This window comes from Nostoc sp. UIC 10607 (assembly GCF_047228265.1).
GTDB classification, from domain to species: domain Bacteria; phylum Cyanobacteriota; class Cyanobacteriia; order Cyanobacteriales; family Nostocaceae; genus Nostoc; species Nostoc foliaceum_A.
In genome coordinates this window covers 67715-89055 of the sequence record NZ_JBIQNW010000020.1, presented here as the reverse complement: position 1 = coordinate 89055, position 21341 = coordinate 67715, and the positions used below count along the sequence as shown (strand labels likewise).

16 protein-coding genes are annotated in these 21341 nt (G+C 41.2%); 8 read left to right on the top strand and 8 right to left on the bottom strand.

The window, feature by feature from the left end:
* Positions 1-118: 118 nt before the first annotated feature.
* Positions 119-2767 carry a PAS domain S-box protein gene (locus ACEYW6_RS18440; protein WP_412980866.1) on the bottom strand — a complete coding sequence of 883 codons (2649 nt, stop codon included), beginning with the start codon at positions 2765-2767 and terminating at the stop codon, positions 119-121.
* A gap of 197 nt (positions 2768-2964) precedes the next feature.
* On the bottom strand, positions 2965-3666 hold the full coding sequence (locus ACEYW6_RS18435; protein ID WP_412980865.1) for a rhomboid family intramembrane serine protease: 702 nt from the start codon (positions 3664-3666) through the stop codon (positions 2965-2967).
* A gap of 194 nt (positions 3667-3860) precedes the next feature.
* Between ACEYW6_RS18435 and ACEYW6_RS18430 the strand changes: the two genes are divergently transcribed.
* Positions 3861-5990, top strand: a complete 2130-nt coding sequence (locus tag ACEYW6_RS18430) for a tetratricopeptide repeat protein (protein WP_412980864.1) — start codon at positions 3861-3863, stop codon at positions 5988-5990.
* Positions 5991-6119: 129 nt separating this feature from the next.
* Here the strand turns inward: ACEYW6_RS18430 and ACEYW6_RS18425 are convergent, their stop codons facing one another.
* Positions 6120-7886: a protein kinase domain-containing protein gene (locus ACEYW6_RS18425; protein ID WP_412980863.1), complete on the bottom strand. Its 1767-nt coding sequence runs from the start codon at positions 7884-7886 to the stop codon at positions 6120-6122.
* A gap of 192 nt (positions 7887-8078) precedes the next feature.
* On the bottom strand, positions 8079-9632 hold the full coding sequence (locus ACEYW6_RS18420; RefSeq protein WP_196511279.1) for a YcjF family protein: 1554 nt from the start codon (positions 9630-9632) through the stop codon (positions 8079-8081).
* Positions 9633-9924: 292 nt separating this feature from the next.
* Between ACEYW6_RS18420 and ACEYW6_RS18415 the strand changes: the two genes are divergently transcribed.
* Both ACEYW6_RS18415 and ACEYW6_RS18410 read left to right on the top strand, forming a co-directional pair.
* A complete protein-coding gene (locus ACEYW6_RS18415) occupies positions 9925-10449 on the top strand; it encodes a DUF937 domain-containing protein (RefSeq protein ID WP_412980862.1) in 525 nt (174 codons plus the stop codon).
* Between the two features lie 134 nt (positions 10450-10583).
* Positions 10584-11138: a pyridoxamine 5'-phosphate oxidase family protein gene (locus tag ACEYW6_RS18410; RefSeq protein ID WP_196511294.1), complete on the top strand. Its 555-nt coding sequence runs from the start codon at positions 10584-10586 to the stop codon at positions 11136-11138.
* Positions 11139-11469: 331 nt separating this feature from the next.
* Here the strand turns inward: ACEYW6_RS18410 and arfB are convergent, their stop codons facing one another.
* Both arfB and ACEYW6_RS18400 read right to left on the bottom strand, forming a co-directional pair.
* The gene (gene arfB / locus ACEYW6_RS18405) at positions 11470-11886 is read right to left on the bottom strand and encodes an alternative ribosome rescue aminoacyl-tRNA hydrolase ArfB (RefSeq protein ID WP_196511281.1); all 417 of its coding nucleotides are present in this window, start codon (positions 11884-11886) and stop codon (positions 11470-11472) included.
* Between the two features lie 46 nt (positions 11887-11932).
* Positions 11933-12187 carry an RNA-binding S4 domain-containing protein gene (locus ACEYW6_RS18400; protein ID WP_190895528.1) on the bottom strand — a complete coding sequence of 85 codons (255 nt, stop codon included), beginning with the start codon at positions 12185-12187 and terminating at the stop codon, positions 11933-11935.
* A 383-nt stretch (positions 12188-12570) separates the two neighbouring features.
* On the opposite strand from ACEYW6_RS18400, the gene dpdE reads away from it, so the two are divergent.
* The 5 genes from dpdE to ACEYW6_RS18375 all read left to right on the top strand — a co-directional run bounded on the left by dpdE (position 12571) and on the right by ACEYW6_RS18375 (position 19130).
* Positions 12571-15882 (top strand): protein DpdE, encoded by a 3312-nt coding sequence (gene dpdE, locus ACEYW6_RS18395; RefSeq protein WP_412980861.1) that lies wholly within the window; start codon positions 12571-12573, stop codon positions 15880-15882.
* 194 nt (positions 15883-16076) lie between these two features.
* On the top strand, positions 16077-17171 hold the full coding sequence (locus ACEYW6_RS18390; RefSeq protein WP_412980860.1) for a DUF4350 domain-containing protein: 1095 nt from the start codon (positions 16077-16079) through the stop codon (positions 17169-17171).
* Between the two features lie 62 nt (positions 17172-17233).
* Positions 17234-18184: an AAA family ATPase gene (locus ACEYW6_RS18385; RefSeq protein ID WP_412980859.1), complete on the top strand. Its 951-nt coding sequence runs from the start codon at positions 17234-17236 to the stop codon at positions 18182-18184.
* 64 nt (positions 18185-18248) lie between these two features.
* Positions 18249-18632 carry a fluoride efflux transporter CrcB gene (gene crcB / locus ACEYW6_RS18380; RefSeq protein WP_412980858.1) on the top strand — a complete coding sequence of 128 codons (384 nt, stop codon included), beginning with the start codon at positions 18249-18251 and terminating at the stop codon, positions 18630-18632.
* 159 nt (positions 18633-18791) lie between these two features.
* Positions 18792-19130, top strand: coding sequence for a DUF190 domain-containing protein (locus ACEYW6_RS18375; protein ID WP_412980857.1), 339 nt, complete (start codon positions 18792-18794; stop codon positions 19128-19130).
* Between the two features lie 76 nt (positions 19131-19206).
* Here ACEYW6_RS18375 and crcB (ACEYW6_RS18370) read toward each other — a convergent pair whose 3' ends face one another.
* A complete protein-coding gene (gene crcB / locus ACEYW6_RS18370; protein WP_412980856.1) occupies positions 19207-19620 on the bottom strand; it encodes a fluoride efflux transporter CrcB in 414 nt (137 codons plus the stop codon).
* 54 nt (positions 19621-19674) lie between these two features.
* On the bottom strand, positions 19675-21306 hold the full coding sequence (locus ACEYW6_RS18365; RefSeq protein WP_412980855.1) for a cation:proton antiporter: 1632 nt from the start codon (positions 21304-21306) through the stop codon (positions 19675-19677).
* Positions 21307-21341 lie beyond the last annotated feature (35 nt).

Sequence of the window (21341 nt, the reverse complement as noted above, 5' to 3'; positions counted from 1 at the left end):
TGTCGACAAGATACCACGCCCACAAGGAACGTGGTTTAAATTAGTCCTTTAATAAAAAAGTTTTTTCGCCAACGAAACACTCGGTATATACCAACACATAATGACCAATGACCAATGACTAATTTATCAAATCAGCGATCGCTTTCACCAATGCATCTGGATCTACTGGTTTAGAAATATGCATTTGAAATCCTGCTGCTAGTGCTTGCTGCTGATTCATTTCGCCTGCATAAGCCGTCAGAGCGATCGCTGGTACCAATCCTCCTTGTTGAGGCGATCGCGCCCTCACTTCACGCATCAGCATATAACCGTCTGTCTTTGGCATTCCAATATCGCTAATTAAAACATCTGGTATTGATTCAGACAGCGCTTGTAATGCTTCCTGTGCGGAAGATACGGCGGTTACTTCTACACCGTAGTCTTGCAAAATAAAGGTCACTAAGTCGCGGATATCTGGTTCATCGTCCACCACCAAAACTTGTGTATTCGAAAGGAGCGAGGATTCCGGCTCACAATCTAAAAACTGATTATTTTCACGCCCAACATCTTCACTTCTGACTAAAAGCGGTAGCTCAACAGTGAAGGTGGTTCCTGATCCTTCTCCAGGACTTTCGGCTTGAACTTTTCCTCCATGCATCTCTACAACCTTACGCACGATCGCTAATCCTAAACCTAATCCACCAAATGTCCGGGTAGTTGTGCTATCAGCTTGGCGAAAGTAATCGAACACATAAGGCAAAAACTCTGAGCTAATTCCCTTACCTGTATCGCTGATCTTAATTTGAGCTTGGTTACCAACTTGCATTAGTCGAATTTCTACCCGTCCGCCTGTTGGGGTAAATTTTACCGCATTGGAAAGTAGATTCCATATAACTTGCTGAAGCCGATTTGGATCGCCCATTACTTGCTCCAAAGTCGGATCAAATATAGTCTTCATTTGAATTGACTTAGCTTGTGCTGCTAGTTGTACTGTCTCTAGTGCTGCTTCAACTACCATTACCAAGCTAACTGGACAGATATTTAAGTTTAATTTTCCTTGGAGGATGCGAGACACATCCAACAAATCTTCAATTAGCTGGGTTTGTAACTTGGCGTTGCGTTCAATGGTTTCTAAGGCGTGGTTAGTGGTTTTTTCATCAAACTTGCGAGTCCGCAACATTTTCGACCATCCCAAAACGGAGTTGAGTGGGGTTCGTAGTTCATGGGAGAGAACCGCCAGAAACTCATCTTTGATTTTGTTGGCGATTTCTGCTTGTTTGCGTGCTTTGGTTTCTCGTTCGAGGAGGCGATCGCATTCTTTCTCGGCTGATTTGCGATCAGTAATATCTAGTACAAAAGCCACACCATTATCCTTGGAGTCATTTAACAAGGCTACCCCCAAAACAATTGGGACTCGCTTCCCGTTGCGGTGGATGTATTCTTTTTCGTAAATTTTGGAAACTCCAGTGGTTTGCAGTTCCAAAAGGGCGCGATCGTCTAAATCCTTATATTCAACAGGAGTAAGTTCTCTCCAATTAATTCTATCCAAGGTGGCAAACTCATCACGAGTGTAGCCAGCTAGCTGGAGAAAGGCATCATTGGCATCAAGAATAAAGCCATCTACATTCCAAAAAGCAACCCCAATCAGGTTGGATTCAAACAAACGCCGAAATCTGGCTTCACTTTCGCGTAATGTTTTTTCTGCCCGTTTGTGTTCGGTAATATCACGAGAAACAGTAATTACGCCTTCAATAGTTTGGTCGGAATTTCGTAATGGTGTGAGGATGTATTCATAATAATGCACGCCATCAGGAGTAACATATTTACATTCATCCTTGATTGGCTGCCCAGTTTTCATGACAGTTTGTCGTTGATTATCTACCTGTTCTATAAGGTCTGCGGGTACATCCAGGTCTTGCAAAGTTTTTCCGACAATATCCTGGGGCTTGAAGCCTAATAACGTAGCTGCATCACGACTGACATACTGATAGCAACCTTTGCGATTAAAGATATAAATGTGATCAACTGAGGCGGTGAGGATGGCATTTAAAATATTTGCCTGTTCTTGCACTTGGGTTGTGAGTTCACGAGTACTTTCTTCTGCTTGCTTGCAGACAGTAGTTTCCATACAAACGCCAATCATTCGTACCGCTTGTCCGCGATCGTCATAGATAAATTTTCCCTTGGCAGAAATCCAATGTGTACTTTGGTCTGATCGAACTATACGAAATTCATCGTTGTAGTCAGTCTTTTGTTCTAAAGCGTAGGCGATCCCTTGCATCACAGATTCCCTGTCTTCAGGATAAACGCACTTCTGAAACGTTTCGTAAGGGCCGTCAAAACTACCCGGTAGCACACCGAAAAGCACTTCATAGTTTTCAGACCAGATGACTTGATTAGTAACAATATTCCAATCCCACAAGCCCATCTGGGAAACCTCTAGGGCTAGCCTGAGCCGTTCTTCACTCTCCCTCAGGGAGGCTTCTACCTGCTGTCGCTCTGCAATTTCTTGTTGGAGTTGCTGTAAAGTGACTGCTACATCTGTTGGCACATTTAAAGCTGTGGATGTCTTTTGTTCAAGATGCCACTTGATATCATATTCAACAGCTTGAATATGGGGATATTGTAGTGCAAGTGCCAGTTTTTTCTCTAGCTCTATTACTTGCTCCTCCAGCGCTGTTTGCCTTTGCTGATAAAATATTTCTGATCGCTCTAACTCAGCTACACGCTGCCGTAGAACTGCTAATTCATCAGTGACTTTAAAGTTAATTTTATCAACATTTGGCATCTTATACACCGCTATATAACTAAACAATACCGATTTGAAGAGTAGGCATCCCCTAGTATTAGCAGTATGGATTTTTAAACTAAAAAACGCAATCCATCAAAAGGCACATAGGAGTTTTAGCCAAAAGATATCTTCTAACATTCAGATCGATGTCTGACGATAAGAGGCTTTGCATCGAGCGGTGATTTAGTAATAAATCATCTCTTCAGACGCATGAAAGCTGCACCACTCAATAATCCCAGAACTTGCCCCCAGAAGACAACACCCGATTGATTTACGCCAACGGGAGGAATATTTAAACTACCAATACCATAAAATAATTGTTGCACAAACCACCAAAATATATAGAAAAAAGCTGGGAGTTCGATGGGGATATACAAGATTATTAGCGGCAAAATAGTATCAATTTTTGCTTTAGGAAACTTCATAACATATGCTCCTAAAATAGCTGCGATCGCGCCATTCGCCCCAATCAATGGGACTGTCAAACTCGGTTCAGCCAGGACTTGCACTACTCCTATCATTACGCCAGCCGCTAGATAAAATCCTAAATAGCGTCCATGTCCCAAAATATTCTCAACAGTTTTGCCAAAAACCCACAAAAATAGCAGGTTTCCTAATATCTGGCTAAAACTACCATGTATAAATATTGCAAAAAATAATGAAAATGCTCGCCAAATTACAATTATCCAAGCAGCAGAGTTGTTGAAGAAGAATGCATTTGTAATTGCTCCACTAATCTGCGCTGGAATCAAACCCCAACTATTAACAAAATAACCTAGCCCGCCACTAAATTCTAGTTGAAGTTCCCATAAAAATACGGCAACATTAATACCAATCAGCCAGTAATTAATAACCGGTTTGGTCCGGCAACGGATATTATCACTAATAGGAATCATACTAATTTGTAATTCATAATGGGCTTCGCCCCGCTACGCTAACGTAATTCGTAATTCATAATTAAGAAACACCAAATATTCCTATCTGCTCCTCTGCTCCCCACTCCCTACTCTCTACTCCCCACTCCCCCTATCCTCCTTAACGTGTGGCAAGATTGAAATCAGATCGCATCGCACTTAACTAGGCAAACGAGATGCTAGGAAACACTCTTGTAGGAAGATACCAAATTATTAGTAACTTGGGAGGTGGGGGTTTTGGTGAAACTTTTGTGGCCAGTGATACCCAATTACCCGGTTCACCTCCATGTGTCGTTAAGAAACTTAAACCCCAGGCAAGTGATCCGGCAACTTTGGAGACAGCTAGGCGTTTATTTGATACAGAAGCACAAGTTCTGTATAAATTAGGAACTCACGATCGCATTCCCCAACTTTTAGCTTACTTTGAGGATAACGCCGAATTCTATCTCGTACAGGAATTGATCGAAGGTCATGACCTGAGTCAAGAATTAATTCCAGGTAAAACCCTCAGTCAAGACCAAGTAATTTCACTTTTACAAGAACTTTTGACAATTTTAGAATTTGTCCATCAACAGAATGTAATTCACCGTGATGTCAATCCGCGAAACATCCTCAGACGGCACCCAGATGGCAAATTAATCTTAATTGATTTTGGTGCAGTTAAACAAATTACTACCCAGGTGATCACTCCCGAAGGCTCAACTAAAGGTACCGTTGCCATCGGTACGCCTGGATATATTCCTGGAGAACAAGCTCATGGTACGCCAAAATTAAGCAGTGATATCTATGCTGTGGGAATAATTGCTATTCAAGCTCTGACTGGATTATTACCAGAGGAAATAGTAAAAGATGCCGATACTAATGAAATTATCTGGCAAAATCAAGCCACGGTAACACCAGAATTCGCTCAATTCTTAGATAAGATGGTGTGCTACGATTTTCGACAACGCTATCCTTCGGCAACGGTAGCATTACAAGCTGTGAAAGATTTAACACAACCACCCGCTGAGACAATTGCATTAACTCCTATTTCTTCAGCAAAGAATACAAACAAACATCAACCGAAAAAAGGTATATTGTTGAAGATTTTACTGACAATATTTTTAATTGGAGTCAGCGGAGTAGCATCAATATTAATTTTAAATTACATTAATTCAAATAACGCCATAGAATTATCCAAGCAAGGAAGTACGCTGTTTGATTTGCAACGCTATCAAGATGCGTTAGAAGTATATGAAAAAGCCGTGAATATTAGACCAGATTATGCTCAAGCCTGGAATGGTCAAGGCAAAACTCTATCTAAATTAAAAAAATACAAAGAGGCGCTAGCGGCATATGATAGAGCAATTCAAATTCAGCCAGATTATTTTGAAGCTTGGAGTGGACGAGGATTTGTATTGGGAAATTTGCAGCGATATCAAGAAGCGATCGCCTCTTTTGACAAAGCCTTACAATTAAATAATGAAAACTCGGAAATCTGGAATGCTAAGGGCGAAGCTTTAAGTAATTTAAACCAATATGACCAAGCAATTAAATCTTATGAAAAAGCAATTGAATTTAAACCAGATAATTACGAAGCTTGGTATAAAAAGGGATTAGCGTTACAAAATTCTAACCGATATGAAGAAGCGATCGCAGCATACGAAAAAGTCGTTGATTTAAAACCAGACTACGATCAAGCTTGGTATAACTTCGGAAATTCTTTAGTAAATATACGACGATACAAAGATGCATTTACCGCTTATGATAAAGCGGTACAATACAAGCCAAATTATTATCAAGCTTGGTTGTCGAGAGGTAATGTACTGCTCAATTTACAACGTTATCCAGAAGCGATTGAATCTTTTAACCAAGTAATTAAATATAATCCTAGGAATTATCAAGCATGGTATAACCTGGGTTGGTCGCTGCATCAAAACCAACGCTACGAAGAAGCAATAAAATCTTATAACAAAGCAGCAACACTTAAGCAAAACGACTATCAACTCTGGTATAATCTGGGGAATTCGCAATACATTTTGCAAAAATATGAAGATGCGATCGCGTCTTATAATAAGGCAGTCCGTTATAAACCAGACCATTCTGAAAGCTGGTATAGCAGGGGCAATGCTTTACTAAATTTGAAACGGTTTCAAGATGCGATCGGATCTTACGATCAAGCGATAAAATACAAGCCTAATTACCAACAAGCAATAGACGCTCGCAATCAAGCCCAGATTCAGCTGCAATCTGAGAAACCAAAGCCTATAATTGTGCCAATTATCCCAGTGCCTAATTCCACCAATCCACCGCAGACAGCACCCTAGTACATTAATAATTCGTAATTCATAATTCATAATTCGTAATTACGGATTATTAAAAATACTTTTTATATATAGACAATAAAAAATTGTTTGTTATATGTAACAAGTCTATGCATCTAAAAATTGCTGTAACTAGCGAATATTCACCTCTTGCAGATAATTTACTTCTTGAAGATATTCAGTTACTGAGTTTTTAGGTACGGATGAATTTGTTCTTTTTGCAGAAGCTACCTTTTGATTGTTAGCCAGTATACGTTGCTTTTGAGTATACTCATTCAATTTGACTTGAGCTTGAGCATAAACTAGAGTATCGTTGGGAATATTTTGGAGAAATTTTACAGCCTGATTAAAATCACTAATAGATGCTTTCTTATAGGCTTTCTGTAAAAAGTAGGCTGCTCTAATCTGGCGCTTTCGATTGTACTCAGCTAACTTGTCTTGAACTAAAGCACCTGCACGACTTTCTTTAGGAATTTGCCGCAGATATTGTAATGCAGAAGAAAAATCTTTTATCTCGGCACTTTCGTAAGCTTTTGCTAATAAATCTTGCGTCTGGACTTCAATATTTATGGAAGCTTGCCGAACTAGTTTATCTGTTTTAGATTGCCAATATAAAATATTTGGAATTTTAGCAGCAGCCTCAAGAACATCTGACCATTTGCTCTCATGAAAAGCTATTTGAGCTATTTGATATTGCTGTGCAGCTACTTGCCATTGGTCTTGCCATTCTTCAATTTTAGCTTGCGCTTCTGGATAAACATTGCTGTGGGAGGGAATTGATTTAACTAATGCGATCGCTTCTTGCAAATCCCCAGCTTGATATTCTTTTTTTGCTTGAGATAAAGTGTCTGTTTCTGAGTATGCAGGTGCAGTATTAACTAAAGAATATACACTAAATCCCATCAATAAAGAATTAGCGGCCAGTCCTACTTTCATTCCTGTGAATAACGGGAATGATTTTCCAGATGTAGGATTGTGAGAATTATCATCTTCAACCGCCGCCTCTAGAGGAAATTGATCATCTGCTTCTAATATTTCTGGTGGCTGATCCCATATTATTTGTTTGAGTACCCGCAGTACCTCACTCGCAGACTGGAAGCGGTTTTGGTAATCGTAGCGAATCATTTGGCTGAGAACAGCAGCGAGATAATCGTTAACTGGCGTGTTTTCAGAACGCCAAACAATTTCATTAGTATAAGGATCAGCTTTTAATTGTAGTGGTTCTAGCCCTGTTAAAGCCTGGATGGCAATCATACCCAAAGCATAAATATCACTGTTGGGCTGTGTTTTTCCAATAAATTGCTCTGGCGGTATATACCCTAATGAAGTGACGGGAATTCTATAAATCGGCAATTCTGCACCTATGCCAAAATCGATAGACTGGATTGAGCCAAAGTCAATCATAACTAACTTGCAATCGCTAGTGCGTCTGATCAAGTTTTCCGGCTTGATATCGCAATGAATAACGCCTTGAGAGTGAACAAATTCCAAAATACCTAAGACATCTATCAGGAATTCTACAACTTCCCTTTCACTCCACAAAGACCCCCACTGTTGATCAATAGGTAATTCCGCAGTCAGCGCATGTCCTTCAATCCGCTCTTGGACTAAATAAAATCGCTTGTTTTCTTCAAAGCAGTCGATAAACTCAGGAATTTGGTGATGGCTTCCCAAAAGCTTGAGGGTTTCAGTTTCAGTCAGAAACAGTAACCTCAGCATCTCCAAATCCAAGTAGCCGGATTCATAATTGCTAACTTTAATCTGCTTAACAACGCATTTGGGATTCTGTGGATAATCTACATCTACAGCAATATATGTTTGTCCAAACACCCCTGCACCCAGGCTTTGGACAATTTGGTAACGCCCTTGTAGTAATTTACCGATTATGTGGTGGGTCATGACCTGGTTACTCAGTAAGTCCTTTTATTTAATTTTTCTGACATTACCTCCTGTTTCCGGAATACTTTAGAAATAAATAACTAGAGTTTTAATGACTAAATGCAAATTGCATAGTTTAAGTATTTTTGCGTAAACAAATTTAATGTTTTATTAAGAACCTAATAACAGTAAGCACATTGATTTTTGTATTGTTTAACTATTGGCTTCTTCTTCATGTTCAACTACTTCAGCTTTATCTGTCAACGGCTTAACCACTCGCGCGATCGCTTCTTGAATAAAAGCCTTGATAAATTCATCTCTGCGATTAATTTGAAACTGTCGCTGGACAACTTCTGTCATTCCACCATCACCCCAATCTTGGTCATGACGAAAATATTCAATAAAACTTTTACCAGCAATTCGCGTTAAATAAGCTGCTGTTACGCCTTGAATAGCCCTACCAATAATAAAGGTGGCAACATTGAGTTGCAAAGCTGTAGATAATAATTGAATTGCTCCCTTGACAATGCCCAAACTGGCGATCGTTTTTGCTAAAGAAAGGGCTAATTCTCGTCCCCGTTCCATATTTAATTCACAGCCATATACTCTGCCAATTTCCACAACCATTTGAGCATTAACGGCGGCTGTAGCCAGCAAATCTACCACTGGTATGGGCGTAACTGATACTACACCAGCACCAATCCACTGAAAGCGTTCTACGATTTTGTCAGCTTGACGGCGACGCTGGCCATCGATGAGTTTTCGCGCTTCATCTCCCAATCGCAGAGATTGCAAAAGAATATTATCTGCCACCAAATCTTCACCCTCGGCGCGTAAAACAGCAGCCGTGCGTCGCAGCAAAGGGACAATATCCGGTTCCGGCTGGAAGGTTTCGCCAGTTTCTAATTGTGCAGGTTGGGGATTAGCAGCGATCGCTACCACATCATTAGTTGCAATAAATCCCCGTACCCGTTGACGCAACCTAGCAAGGATGGATTCTTTATCTTCATCTGTATATAAATCAGTTTTGTTAAGCACCAGAAGCGATCGCTTACCAATTTCTGCCAACCCCCGTAGCGGCTCATATTCTGAACGCCGTAAGTCATTATCTACCACAAACAACAGTAAATCCGCTTCTGTTGCCAGTTCTCGCGCCATTTGTTCTCGTTCCGTTCCCGCCACACCCGCTTCTAAAATTCCTGGCGTATCCGTAATTAAAATTTTACGTTCTAATCCCTTCAACCGCAGACAATAAGTTTCCCCAACCTGAGTTGTACCCATCGGTGCATCCACCTGACCGACCATGCGTCCCATAATCGCATTAACTAGGGAAGTTTTGCCAGCACTCCCCGTACCAAATACCACTACTTGAATTTCACCCCGTGCTAGGTTGGCTTCAATCTCTCGTGATTTACTTAATAAAGCCTGGCGTGCTACTTCATCTTGAATTTGCGCTACCTGTTGGCGCACAGCTTGGAGAGTTGTAGAAGCAGCGTCAGATTTGCCAGCAGGAATTTGGGCTGGAGTTACTCGCTTTGGGTTGCGGCGCGATCGCTTTTCCCCAGATTGAATCACTAATACATAATAGACAAAAGCGGCAACCAAGGCTCCGATGAGGACAATCAGCAGCAACAGCAGCAAATTGCCTAGCAACGGCGAATAGGACAATTGCCAATAGAGGCGCGATAGGGAATCAATTAGCCATAGGGCTAGCCCCAAAATGACGATCAGACCAACAATCAGCGTTACTATCCGTGACAGAGGCATGGTTGAGAAAAATTAATGGGTATTCAGCAGGCAGATGCTTCTGATCTTAATAGTTTCAGTATTATTTACCAGAGTAGTAAGAAGCAGCTTTTGCGAAATTTGAACCTTTGAGGGTAAAACTTGAGGTTTTGATCCCGTTTCACTTTAATATCGCTCTACCGATTTCTCATCCTTAAGCTAGTAGCTTTTAATATTTTATTCGTTCATGATGAAGTTCGCGTCTGCTAATTTTTTAGTAGACTTACGCCAGTTTTGGCAAGATTTTTGAGAACAAGGAAAGAGAAATAGACTTATGGGACTTTTCGATCAAATTCTTGGTGCGGTTGCTAATCCTAATCTACAGGGGAACTTAGGTCAACTGGGAGGTATTGTGAACACTGTACAGCAGATGAGCGATCGCACTGGCGCAGATCCCTCTACCATCCAATCAGTTTTGTCAATTGTGGGTAGTCAAGTGCGTTCTGCTTTACAACAAAAGCAAGCCACAGATGGTAATCAAGCTGCACAAACTCTAGTAAATCAATATGCTGGTACTTCACCTAACCCCCAAGCCGTTAATTCGCTGTTTTCTCCTCAGATACAACAACAGGTAGCTCAGGTTGCTGCGCAGCGGACTGGATTGGATGCTGGTATAGTTCAACAATTGCTGCCTTTAGCAGTACCTTTGGTACTGAATTTTTTGCAATCAGGTGCAAATGCTCAAAATCCCCAAGGTGGCGGTAATCCTGTACTGAATTCTTTCTTGGATGCTGATGGCGATGGTGATGTCGATATCGCTGATGCTATCCAAATGGCTAGTCGGTATATGAGTCGGTAACAGTTCTTAACCTCTACTCTTCACTCACTTGTAGCCGCTTGTCGTCAGACATCGGCAATTCGGCCTTGCTAGATGTTTAACTAAGACATAGGCTGAGAATATGGGAAATTTGCAAATAGATATTCAGACAGTCTATGGCTAAAGTTTTTGACTGTATTACTGAGGAACTGCAAGGCTTTATTGCTGCCCAACACCTTTTCTTTGTTGGTTCTGCACCCTTGAGTCCTACGGGTCATATTAACCTTTCTCCTAAAGGTTTAGAATGCTTTCGCATCCTCTCTCCCAACCGAGTAGGTTACCTCGATCTCACAGGTAGCGCTAACGAAACATCAGCCCATTTGCAAGAAAATGGGCGGATAACCTTCATGTTTTGTGCCTTTGAAGAACCTGCCTGTATCCTCCGTCTTTACGGTCAAGGAAAGACGATTTTACCGGATTCCCCAGATTGGGAATCCATGTACTCTTTGTTTTTGCCGATTCCTGGAACTCGTCAAATTATCATCGCTGACATTGACCAAGTACAGACTTCCTGTGGTTTTGGCGTACCACTCTATGAATATCGAGGTCAGCGCCAGACTTTAGTAAACTGGGCTAGTAAAAAAGGCCAAGAGGGAGTTCGAGAATATCAACAGCAGAAAAATCTTGTCAGCATTGACGGTTTAGCCACACCACTGAGTAAATTATTTTAAATTTGATAATTTTACTTTTATGACCTTTTAGGATCGGTGTCACCACCAATTATTACTTGGAACAAGTTTCCTAGTAAAGATAAAAATGCTGAAACTAACACTATTAGCATTAGACTAGCAAGGGCAGCAAAGGGAGAGATGATGAATAAGAGTAAGAGCGCAAGCATCAAAATCGTTAGTAATGTCTTATTCATCTTTTTTACCCTTCTATAATTGCTACTCTCAAGCTAACCAAATAAGTTATAAACTTGACCAGAGTCAATAGAAGGAATTAGTCTTAGTTCGTTGGTAATATTTTCAAAGAAATTGAGTGCAAAACTTTAATTTATAATCAACAATCTGTCACCTGCCCTCTGTTAGACTTAACCTGTCCGCGCTTAGTTTTGTAGTCAAGGCGCTTTCTTTGAGAACTGCGAGTTGGTTTCGTGGGTTTGCGTTTTATCGTCACTACAACTGCGCTTTGAATTAGTTCTTGAAGTCGTTTCAAAGCTGACTCCCGATTGTTCTCTTGGCTTCGGTGTTCCTGCGCTTTAATGACAATAACTCCATCCTGGGTAATGCGTCGATCACTCAGCTTTAAAAGCTGTTCTTTATAATAATCCGGTAATGATGAAGCCGCAATATCGAAGCGCAGGTGAATCGCCGTGGAAACCTTATTCACATTTTGGCCTCCCGCTCCTTGCGAACGAATCGCACTAATTTCAATCTCACTCTGTGGGATAATAACTTTGTTGGAAATTTGCAGCATTACTCACAAGACAAAACAAGAACTTTTCAATTTAGGATAAAATCCTTTACTCAGTTTGTTCGGGAAAATCGATTACTAGGTCTTGGTCTTCATTGTTATCCAAATTCACCTCTAAAGTTTTTCCTTCTATTGTTACTTTATCGCCCGGTACTAGTCGCCGCCCTCGTCGGGTTTCCAGCATACCGTTTACTTGGACATCGCCACCTTGAATCATCAGCTTGGCTTGGCCTCCAGTTGGCACTATACCCATCAACTTTAAATATTGATTTAACTTAATTGTGTTGTCTCTGATTTTCTTCATAGTAAATAAAACTACATCACCTTAATTGTATCGTGGCGTTATCAAGCCAAAGTGTGAATCTATCACGCCATATACCATATAATCAGCTAAGTACAGTATTTCATTAATTGGTAGCGAAATAATTTTGGCAATACCCTACAATACAATACCAATGCGTCCCGATACATTTAAAAACTAGTACAATAATCACAACGCAAATCAACCTTTGGGCTGATTTTACAACTTTGCGTGGTGGAGCATAGGCGTAGCCCGTCCTAGATATCGCTAAAACGAAAAACTGTAATATCGGTTTATTATCTATAATGTTGATCGACAAAACTGCCAGATATGGATTAAAAAACTAGTCTGGAAGGTTCTTTTAGTGTGTTCAGGGGACTGGATCTATGATTAAGCTTGGTTTATTGGTACAGTCCCAGAATAACTCTTTGGGTATCGGAAAAGTTACCGAAATATCTGATGCCAATGCGAATGTTGAGTATTTCTGTTCTATAGGGCAGCGTCTTCAAAAAACTTTACCTTTAAATTCTCTCTCTCAAGTCAAGCTTGAACCCCAGGCTCGATGCTATATTAAGTCCCAAATCCAGGATAAATGGATAGTTGGCAGAGTTTTCATCTGGGATGAAGATACGGAAATGTATCAAATTGATTTACCAGACAAGAAAACTGCGATCGCTTCAGAAGAAGACATTTACGTTCGTTGTAATCTACCAAATACAGACCCCATCGAAACTCTGGCGATGAAGGGTCACGAAACGCCTTACTTCCACGATAAAAGATTGGCTTTCGTCAAATCCTTGATTAAGCAACGCGCTGTCAGCCGCGGGATGACAGGACTGATTTCGGCAAATATTAATCTTTATCCTCACCAAGTTGAAGTAGTCAGGCGGGTACTGGAAGACCCAATTCAGCGCTACTTGTTAGCAGACGAGGTGGGACTGGGAAAAACTATCGAAGCGGGGGCGATTCTGCGTCAATTCCTTCTCGATGAACCGAAAAAAAATGCGGTGGTATTAGTTCCGCAATATTTGCTCAAACAATGGCGGCTTGAGTTAGAAAATAAGTTTTACATCTCCCATTTTGGCAAACGGGTAGCGGTGCTGGCGGTTGAAGATATCCATAAAATCAACCTGAAAGCGAAGATAGGCTGCTTAATTTTAGATGAAGCCCATCATATCGCAGCAATGGCGATCTCAAAGGATGCAACAGTGCGCCAGCGTTTTCAGACTTGCAAAGAACTTGCTCATAAAAGCGATCGCTTACTTTTATTATCCGCCACTCCTGTGCTCAATCATGAGCAGGATTTTCTGGCAATGTTGCACTTGCTTGACCCAACAACCTATAAAATTGGTGATTTAGAAGGTTTTCGCGCCAAAGTGGAAAGCCGTCAGCAAGTTGGTAAAGTTCTCCTTTCTTTTAAAGAAGGTGCGGAACCTCTGGTTCTCAAAAACAACTTGCAGCAACTACGAAACCTCTTTGCTGAGGATGAGTATTTACTGAAGCTGGCGGATGATTTAGAAAATTGCTTACAAGCAAATTCTACTGAGCAAGAGCAAATCGTCCAAGCAATTCGTGTCCACGTCAGCGATACCTATCGACTACACCGCCGAATGCTTCGCAACCGTCGCGCTGCGGTGGAAGATGTGATCTTTGACCGCAATTTTACGCCGAAAGAAGAGTATGATTTGGACGAGCGATCGCTTGATATTCACGAACTGCTCAATCAATGGCGTAGTGTTGCTCCTAGTGACAAGCAATATCAGCGAATTTTTCTACTGTTATTCCTAGCTTCTGGTACTTGGTTAGGCATTTTAGAGCAGGTAATTACCGCCCGTTTAACTGGTAAACCTCATGCTAAACTCATCCAGGAGTTTAAAGAAGATGATATTCGCATCTTAACTACAACCCCAAAATTCTCAGGGGAAGAAGAGATTCTGCAATCCTTCCTAAAAGTTATTCGTCAACCTCAAGAGGACGGAGAACGGACGGAAAATTTGAAAACTGTGCTGCTGAATCAGCTAGGTACATACTTCAAAATTCCCGCAAACGTTCGGAAGAATCAAAAGGAATTCATCACAAGGATACAGCAGAGAATCAAGAGACCAATTACTGGTGATATTCTGCCCAAATTTATTGTATTTACCAGTTTTGTGCAAACTTGTGGCGAAATTGTCCGGTATTTGTCTGATACCTTTGGTGCAGAGACAGTAGCCAAACATCAATTTGGAGAACCACCCGACAAGGTTGAAGAAGGCTTAAATAGGTTCAAGGATAACCCAAACTGCTTTATTTTAGTATGCGATCGCTCTGGAGAAGAAGGGCGTAACCTCCAGTTTGCCGATTGGTTAATTCATTTTGACCTTCCTTGGTCGCCTAATCAATTAGAACAGAGAATTGGCAGACTTGACCGCATTGGCAGCAAAATTGGTGTCCAATCCTGTGCATTGATTGGCCCCTATTTGGAAGATAGCCCTCATAATGCTTGGTATCAAGTATTAAAAAATGGGTTTGGTATTTTCCAACAATCAATTGCAAGTTTACAGTTTTATGTGGATGAAAAACTTGCAGAATTAGAAACAGTTTTGTTTCAATCAAGCGCGGCTGGATTGTTAGAGATGATGCCGTCAATTCAAGAGCAAATTGAAGCTGAAATAGCAAAAATTAGCGAACAAAATGCTCTAGATGAAATTGACGCTAACGATGAAATTGCCACCGAGTATTTTCAAGAGCTAGATAATTACGATGCTTGTCATCTAGAAATGAAACGAGCCATTGAAGGCTGGATTTGTGACGCGCTGGGATTCAGAGGACTCAATAATCCCGACTCACCAGAGATGCGACGTTATCAACCCACAACGCGGACATTGGTTCCCATAAATGAGTTAAAAAACCGTTTTGCTGATAGTTATCTAGACCAATTTGGTACTTATAATCGCAGAGTGGCAAACCAGAATCCTGGTGTTAAACTCTTTCGAGTTGGGGAAGGATTTGTCGAAGCACTCTGGAACTATATAAACTGGGATGACCGAGGTGAAGCTTTTGCTCTGTGGCGCACTGATGCATCTTGGGACGCGAAAGAAGGGAAGGAGTGGTTCGGTTTTCAATGCAATTATGTAGTCGAGGCAAATTTAAGAATAGCCAAACAAGTTTTACTAGATAACAAATTAGATAATTCTCAATTCAAAAACTTGCAGCGGCGTGTTGATGCTCTATTTCCACCAATTATAGAAACAATCTATGTTGATGGTCGCAATGAGCCAATACGTGTTGTTGAAGATAAAGCTCTCTTAAGTATTTTGCAACGTCCATATAAAGATAAAAACAATAATCAAGGACGAGATTACAATCTAGCAAAAGAGCGCTTAGGAATTATTGACGATTTTGTTGACCCTAGTAAATGGCAAAATTTTTGCTATCAAGTGCGTAACACTTCTTCCGAATTGCTCTCCAATCGTCCCGATTTTATTGAATTGTGCCAAAGTTGTGCTAAGGTCGCCGAAAAGAAATTAGCCAATAGAGTAGAACAATTACGCCTGCGTCTGAACCAGCAAAGTTGGGATAATGCATTAGCTGAAGAATTGAAGATAGAAACTGCTTTAAATGCAGCCATTCTGCAAGGAATTCGCCAGCCCCAGATTAGGCTTGATTCTGTTGGTTTTATTGTTGTATCGGGGCGATCGCTTATGCAATTTGAGTGATATCTGATATTATTTATGTGCGGTTAAATAGCCTTAGTTACCGTATAAACCCCACTCTTTACAGAGGGTGGGGTTTTTTGGAACTTACAATGAAAACTGGTGTAAAAAAATTAACTATATTTTTGACTTTATCGGAAAAATAAGTAAGTATTAGCACTAGTGATACTGAAACGAAGTCATTATAGTGATCGAAAATGAAACGTTCAAATCGCCTTGCTTGGATGGGAGCGATCGCACTCGCTGCGATCGTTTTACTGAGTTTGTTTGCAGCTCCCAATAATACTAAAATTAACACTGGCTCTACTTATAACCGCGCCTCCGATGGCTATGGTGCTTGGTATGCTTTTATGCAACAGCAGGGAATTTCTATCAAGCGCTGGCAAAAGCCTTTTAGTGATATTCAGCCAGAGAAAAACCCTGTTACCTTCCTACAGGTAGGCGGCTATCCAAGGGAGACGACACTGGATAATCAAGAGCGTGAATGGGTAGAAAAAGGGAATACTTTGGTAATTTTGGGGGCTGGGGGGCGGGTTACAGAAGCGGAGTTTAGCACTATGCAAAAATCTCCCCAAGGTGACATTAAAATTGATACACGTAGACGATATAAAAAAGCTAACTCCCAGCAAGTTGATTTAGGCGATCGCTTTGGTGCTGTTGTCTGGGAAGAAAATTACAAACAGGGAAAGGTGATTTTTTCTACCACTCCTTATTTAGCCGCCAACGCCTACCAAGATTATTTAAGTAATTTCAAGTATCTAGCCAGTTTAGTAACTGAAAAAGGCAACACAGTATTAGTCGATGAATACATCCACGGCTATAAAGATGCCGATGTCAGAAAGAAAGAAAGCGAAGGAAATTTATTTAGTTTTTTTGCCAAAACTCCTTTATTTCCAATATTGATACAGGTAAGTATCTTACTATTAGTGCTAATTTGGGCGCAGAATCGCCGCTTTGGTAAGCCTGTAGCGTTAGATAGACCAGTTGCAGATAACAACGAAGCATACATCCAAGCTTTAGCGGGAGTGTTGCAGAAAGCTGATACCACCAACTTTGTTGTAGAGATGGTGGGTAAACAAGAACAACTACAACTCCAAAAAGCTTTGGGATTAGGGCAAGTACTTTTAGAACGCCAAGCCTTAATTAATTTCTGGATAGAAAAAACAGGCGCAAGTGCAGCAGAATTAGATGCAGTTTTAAAGCTACAATCTCGCAAACAACCCATCAGTGAACGAGAACTGTTAAGCTGGTTGGGGAAATGGCGAACCATTAGATTAATTCGTAATTCGTAATTCGTAATTCGTAATTATTGTTTTGGAATTGTACTCTGCTTTAGTTATTTATCAATAAAAATATGAGCGAAACACATCCTATCTTAATTGGTCTTGGTCAAGGTCTTAATCAAGTAATTGTTGGACAATCTAGCCTCATACAGCAACTCTTAGTAGCACTGCTAGCCGGTGGACATGTAATTTTGGAAGGAGTACCGGGAACAGGGAAAACCCTTTTAGTAAAAGTGTTGGCGCAGTTAATCCAAGGAGATTTTCGCCGGATTCAACTAACACCAGATGTTTTACCTTCAGATATTACTGGCACAAATATTTTTGATTTGAATAGCCGCAATTTCACTTTGAAAAAAGGGCCAATATTTACCGAAGTGCTGCTAGCTGACGAAATCAACCGTACTCCTCCGAAGACACAAGCGGCGTTACTGGAAGCGATGGAAGAGATGCAGGTAACGCTGGATGGTGAAAGTTTGCCTTTACCAGATTTATTTTGGGTGATAGCAACCCAAAATCCCCTGGAATTTGAGGGGACTTATCCCTTACCAGAGGCGCAGTTAGACAGATTTTTATTTAAGTTAGTGGTAGATTACCCCGATCAAGCTGCTGAAAAGCAAATGTTACTGAATCGTCAGGCGGGTTTTGCAGCCCGGCGTTTGGATATTAGCCGTTTGAAACCAATTGCAACAGTAGCCGACATTTTGCAAGCACGACAAGCAGTCAAAGAAGTTAAAGTATCAGAAGCGATCGTTGATTATTTGTTGGCGTTGGTTAGAACATCGCGTCAATATCCTGATTTAACTTTGGGTGCATCACCTCGCGCCGCCGGTGCTTGGTTGCAGACATCTCAAGCCTTAGCGTGGTTAACTGGAAGGGATTTTGTCACACCAGATGATGTTAAAGCAGTTGCATCGCCACTGTTACGTCATCGCCTGATTTTGAAACCAGAAGCAATGCTGGATGGTTTACAAATGGATGCAGTAATTGCATCGGTAATTAATCAAGTATCAGTCCCAAGGTGAAAAATTATTTGTAAGATTAATAAAATATTCTTAGTAAGATAGGTTTGTGGGATTATTGACCTCTATGAACTCTGCAATTGATGTTCCTCTTGCAATTAGCTTGGGAGCAGTTCCAGGTGCCCTAAGTCGTTATTACCTAACTTTATTTTTTGGGCGTTGGTTTGGGACAGCATTTCCCTATGGAACCTTATTTATTAATCTTACAGGGACTTTTGTGATGGGCTTTTTTGCTACCCTCATTTCAAAGCTAGCAATTTATCCTAGTCTATATTTGTTAGTTGCAGTAGGATTTTTAGGCTCTTATACTACATTTTCAGCCTATGCTTTAGATACCTCAAACCTGTTACGAACTAGAGACTATAAAGCTGCACTACTTTACTGGTCTGGTACTCCAGTCTTGGGATTTATTAGTATAGAAATGGGAATTATCATAGCAAAGATGCTATGAAGTTCGTGGTTTATTAATTTATGTTAAAACTTAAAATTTTGGTCAGAATTTTTCTCCAAGTTTGAAAGTAAAGTCTTATTTTCTAGACAAAAAGCTGAGAATAAAAAGTTTAGATTAGGTTTGACAAGAATTTAACATAATCTTAGCAAGGGGGAGTGTATGAATACCCTAGAGCGTTTAACAATTTATGTTGGTGAGTCGGATCACTGGCATGGAAAGCCCGTTTATATTGCTTTAGTAGAGGAAGCCCGACGTAGAGGAATGGCTGGAGCTACTGTAACTGGCGGAGTAGCAGGTTTTGGAAAAAATCAACAGCTGCATACTGCCAGAATTTTTGAGTTATCCTCTGATTTACCAATGGTGGTGACAATTATCGATACAGCAGAGGCGATTGACTCCATTTTACCAACTGTACAACAAATGGTAACTGGGGGTATAGTCATTCAGGATACAGTGAAAGTGGTTCATCACGCACCTATAACTATTTCTAAAGCCTAGAGCTTCATTAATTTGAGAATATACTAACTAAATAGATAAAAGTAAATATTGAGTTGTTTCCATTGATTTTGATTAGTCACGATTCCTCTTTGATCCGAATAAATTCAGCTAGAGCATTCCCTAATAGGAGGCTAAAAATTGCTAAAACAGCACTACTAAGCCAGTAAACCAAATCAATTTCTAAGCTGCGTTGTTGCAACAACTTAGCTGCATCTAACTCATAAGTTGAGAAAGTGGTATAAGACCCTAAAAAACCTGTGGTCACTAATAGCCGAATATCAGGATGAATTGCTATTAATCGTCCCAATGCCAGCGTCGTAAAAAACCCCATGATAAAACATCCACTGACATTAATGATCAGCGTGCTATAGGGAAACTCTGTACCAAAAAGTTGAGTTAACCACAAACCGAGATAATAGCGCGAGAGTGCGCCAGCAATTGCACCGAGACTGATACCAACAGGGGTACGAATCGCAGGATTTTGCAGCATGATCGCTAGTACCGTTTCGCGTAATTCGTAATAACCATATTTCAGCAGATTAAGTTATTTATGGATACGTTCATCTTCAACTAGAATGACGGGAATGGGGCTGGATTCTAGTACTGCCTGGGAGACAGAACCCACCAAAACTTCATCCCAAGGCTGATGTCCTCGCTTGCCCATGACAATATCAGCAACTCGATAGTCCTGAGCAACACGGATAATTTCTCCCGGTACTGAACCTGCAACGGTAATGAACTTATGGCGGATATCTGCTAAAATTCGTTGTGATTTTTCTTGCAGATGCTCTACTTCTTGGGGATTGGTTTTGCGGATGACGTGCAATACAATCACCTCGCCATCACTCCGACGAGCAAGATCGGCAGCTTTAGTCAATACCTGACTAGCCAAAGGGGAGGTATCAACGGCAGCTAGTATGACAATACGACGGGCGATCGCTACCTTTGTAGGATCAACCTCGCCCCGCTCTAGCAATTTAGGTGCAAAGGTAGGAATTGCCCAGGCTCCCAAAGGTGCAGTAACTAGGATAGATAAAGCAGCGATCGCCAAAATTGTTTCTCCACCCTGAATTCCCTGTGCTAAGGGAATCGCCCCGATTGCCGCTTGAACAGTGGCTTTAGCAGAGTTTCCTGGCAGCAAAAATAGTCGCTCTCGCCATTTCCAGTTACTCCCTAATGTGGACAAATACCATCCGAGAGCGCGTCCAATCAGAGTGCCAATTGCTAGAATCACCAGTCCTGATAGCAAAGTTTTTTCTAAAACTTGTAGTTGAATACTTGCCCCTAGTAACACAAACAAAACGATTTCTGCTACAACCCAGAGGCTATCGAAGCCAGAACGCAAGCGTCGTGCTAAAGGAGCATCCAACTCAATCAAGAAAAATCCTGTTGCCATCACTGCTAGATAGCCAGAGAAGAAGGGGAATTTCTCTGCCAGCACTACCAACAACAACGCTAAACTCGCTGCAACTAGGCTATCCTGCACCGCATTTTGAGTCCAGTTCTGCTTCGCTAGCAATAACACCAAGAGTCGTGCTGTCACTAAACCCAGCAATACTCCCAGAACAATTTGGCAAATAATTTGAAGAGGAAGGAGTTGAACTGCACTCAAGGTGATGCCAAAAGGCAATGTTACCCTGGAAGTTGCTCCTTGTGCCAAAAAGTTCAGTAACAAACTAAATACTAGTAGTAGTAACACATCTGACAGGGCACTACCAGTGAGGATGGCATCGGGTATACCCTTAGTAACTCCCCAACCCAAACTTTTCAGTCGCAGCATTCCCGGTACTATTACAGCCGGCGACTCCGCTCCAATGATACAACCCAGCAATAGCCCGGTGGGAAAGTCGAACTGGAAAATCCAGATGGCAGCTATGGCAATGACTACGGCTTCGCACGCCGCAGGCATAAATCCTAATCGCAGTGCTACTGTTCCTTGTTGTACAAGTTTTTCCCGGTCTAAACCTAAGCCTGCCTTCATCAAAATTACCATTACAGCGATCGTTCGCAAAGGAGCAGACGCTGCCAGTACATTAGGGCTGATTAGGTCAGCAACTTGAGGCCCCAGTATAATTCCAACCAAAATCATACCTACTAAGGCAGGGACTTTCAGCCGTCGGGCAATTTGTCCCACGAAAAAGCCGATCAGCAAGATTAAAAGAAAACTTTCTAACATCACGCAGCTTCAGAATCATGAATGGACAAGCGTGA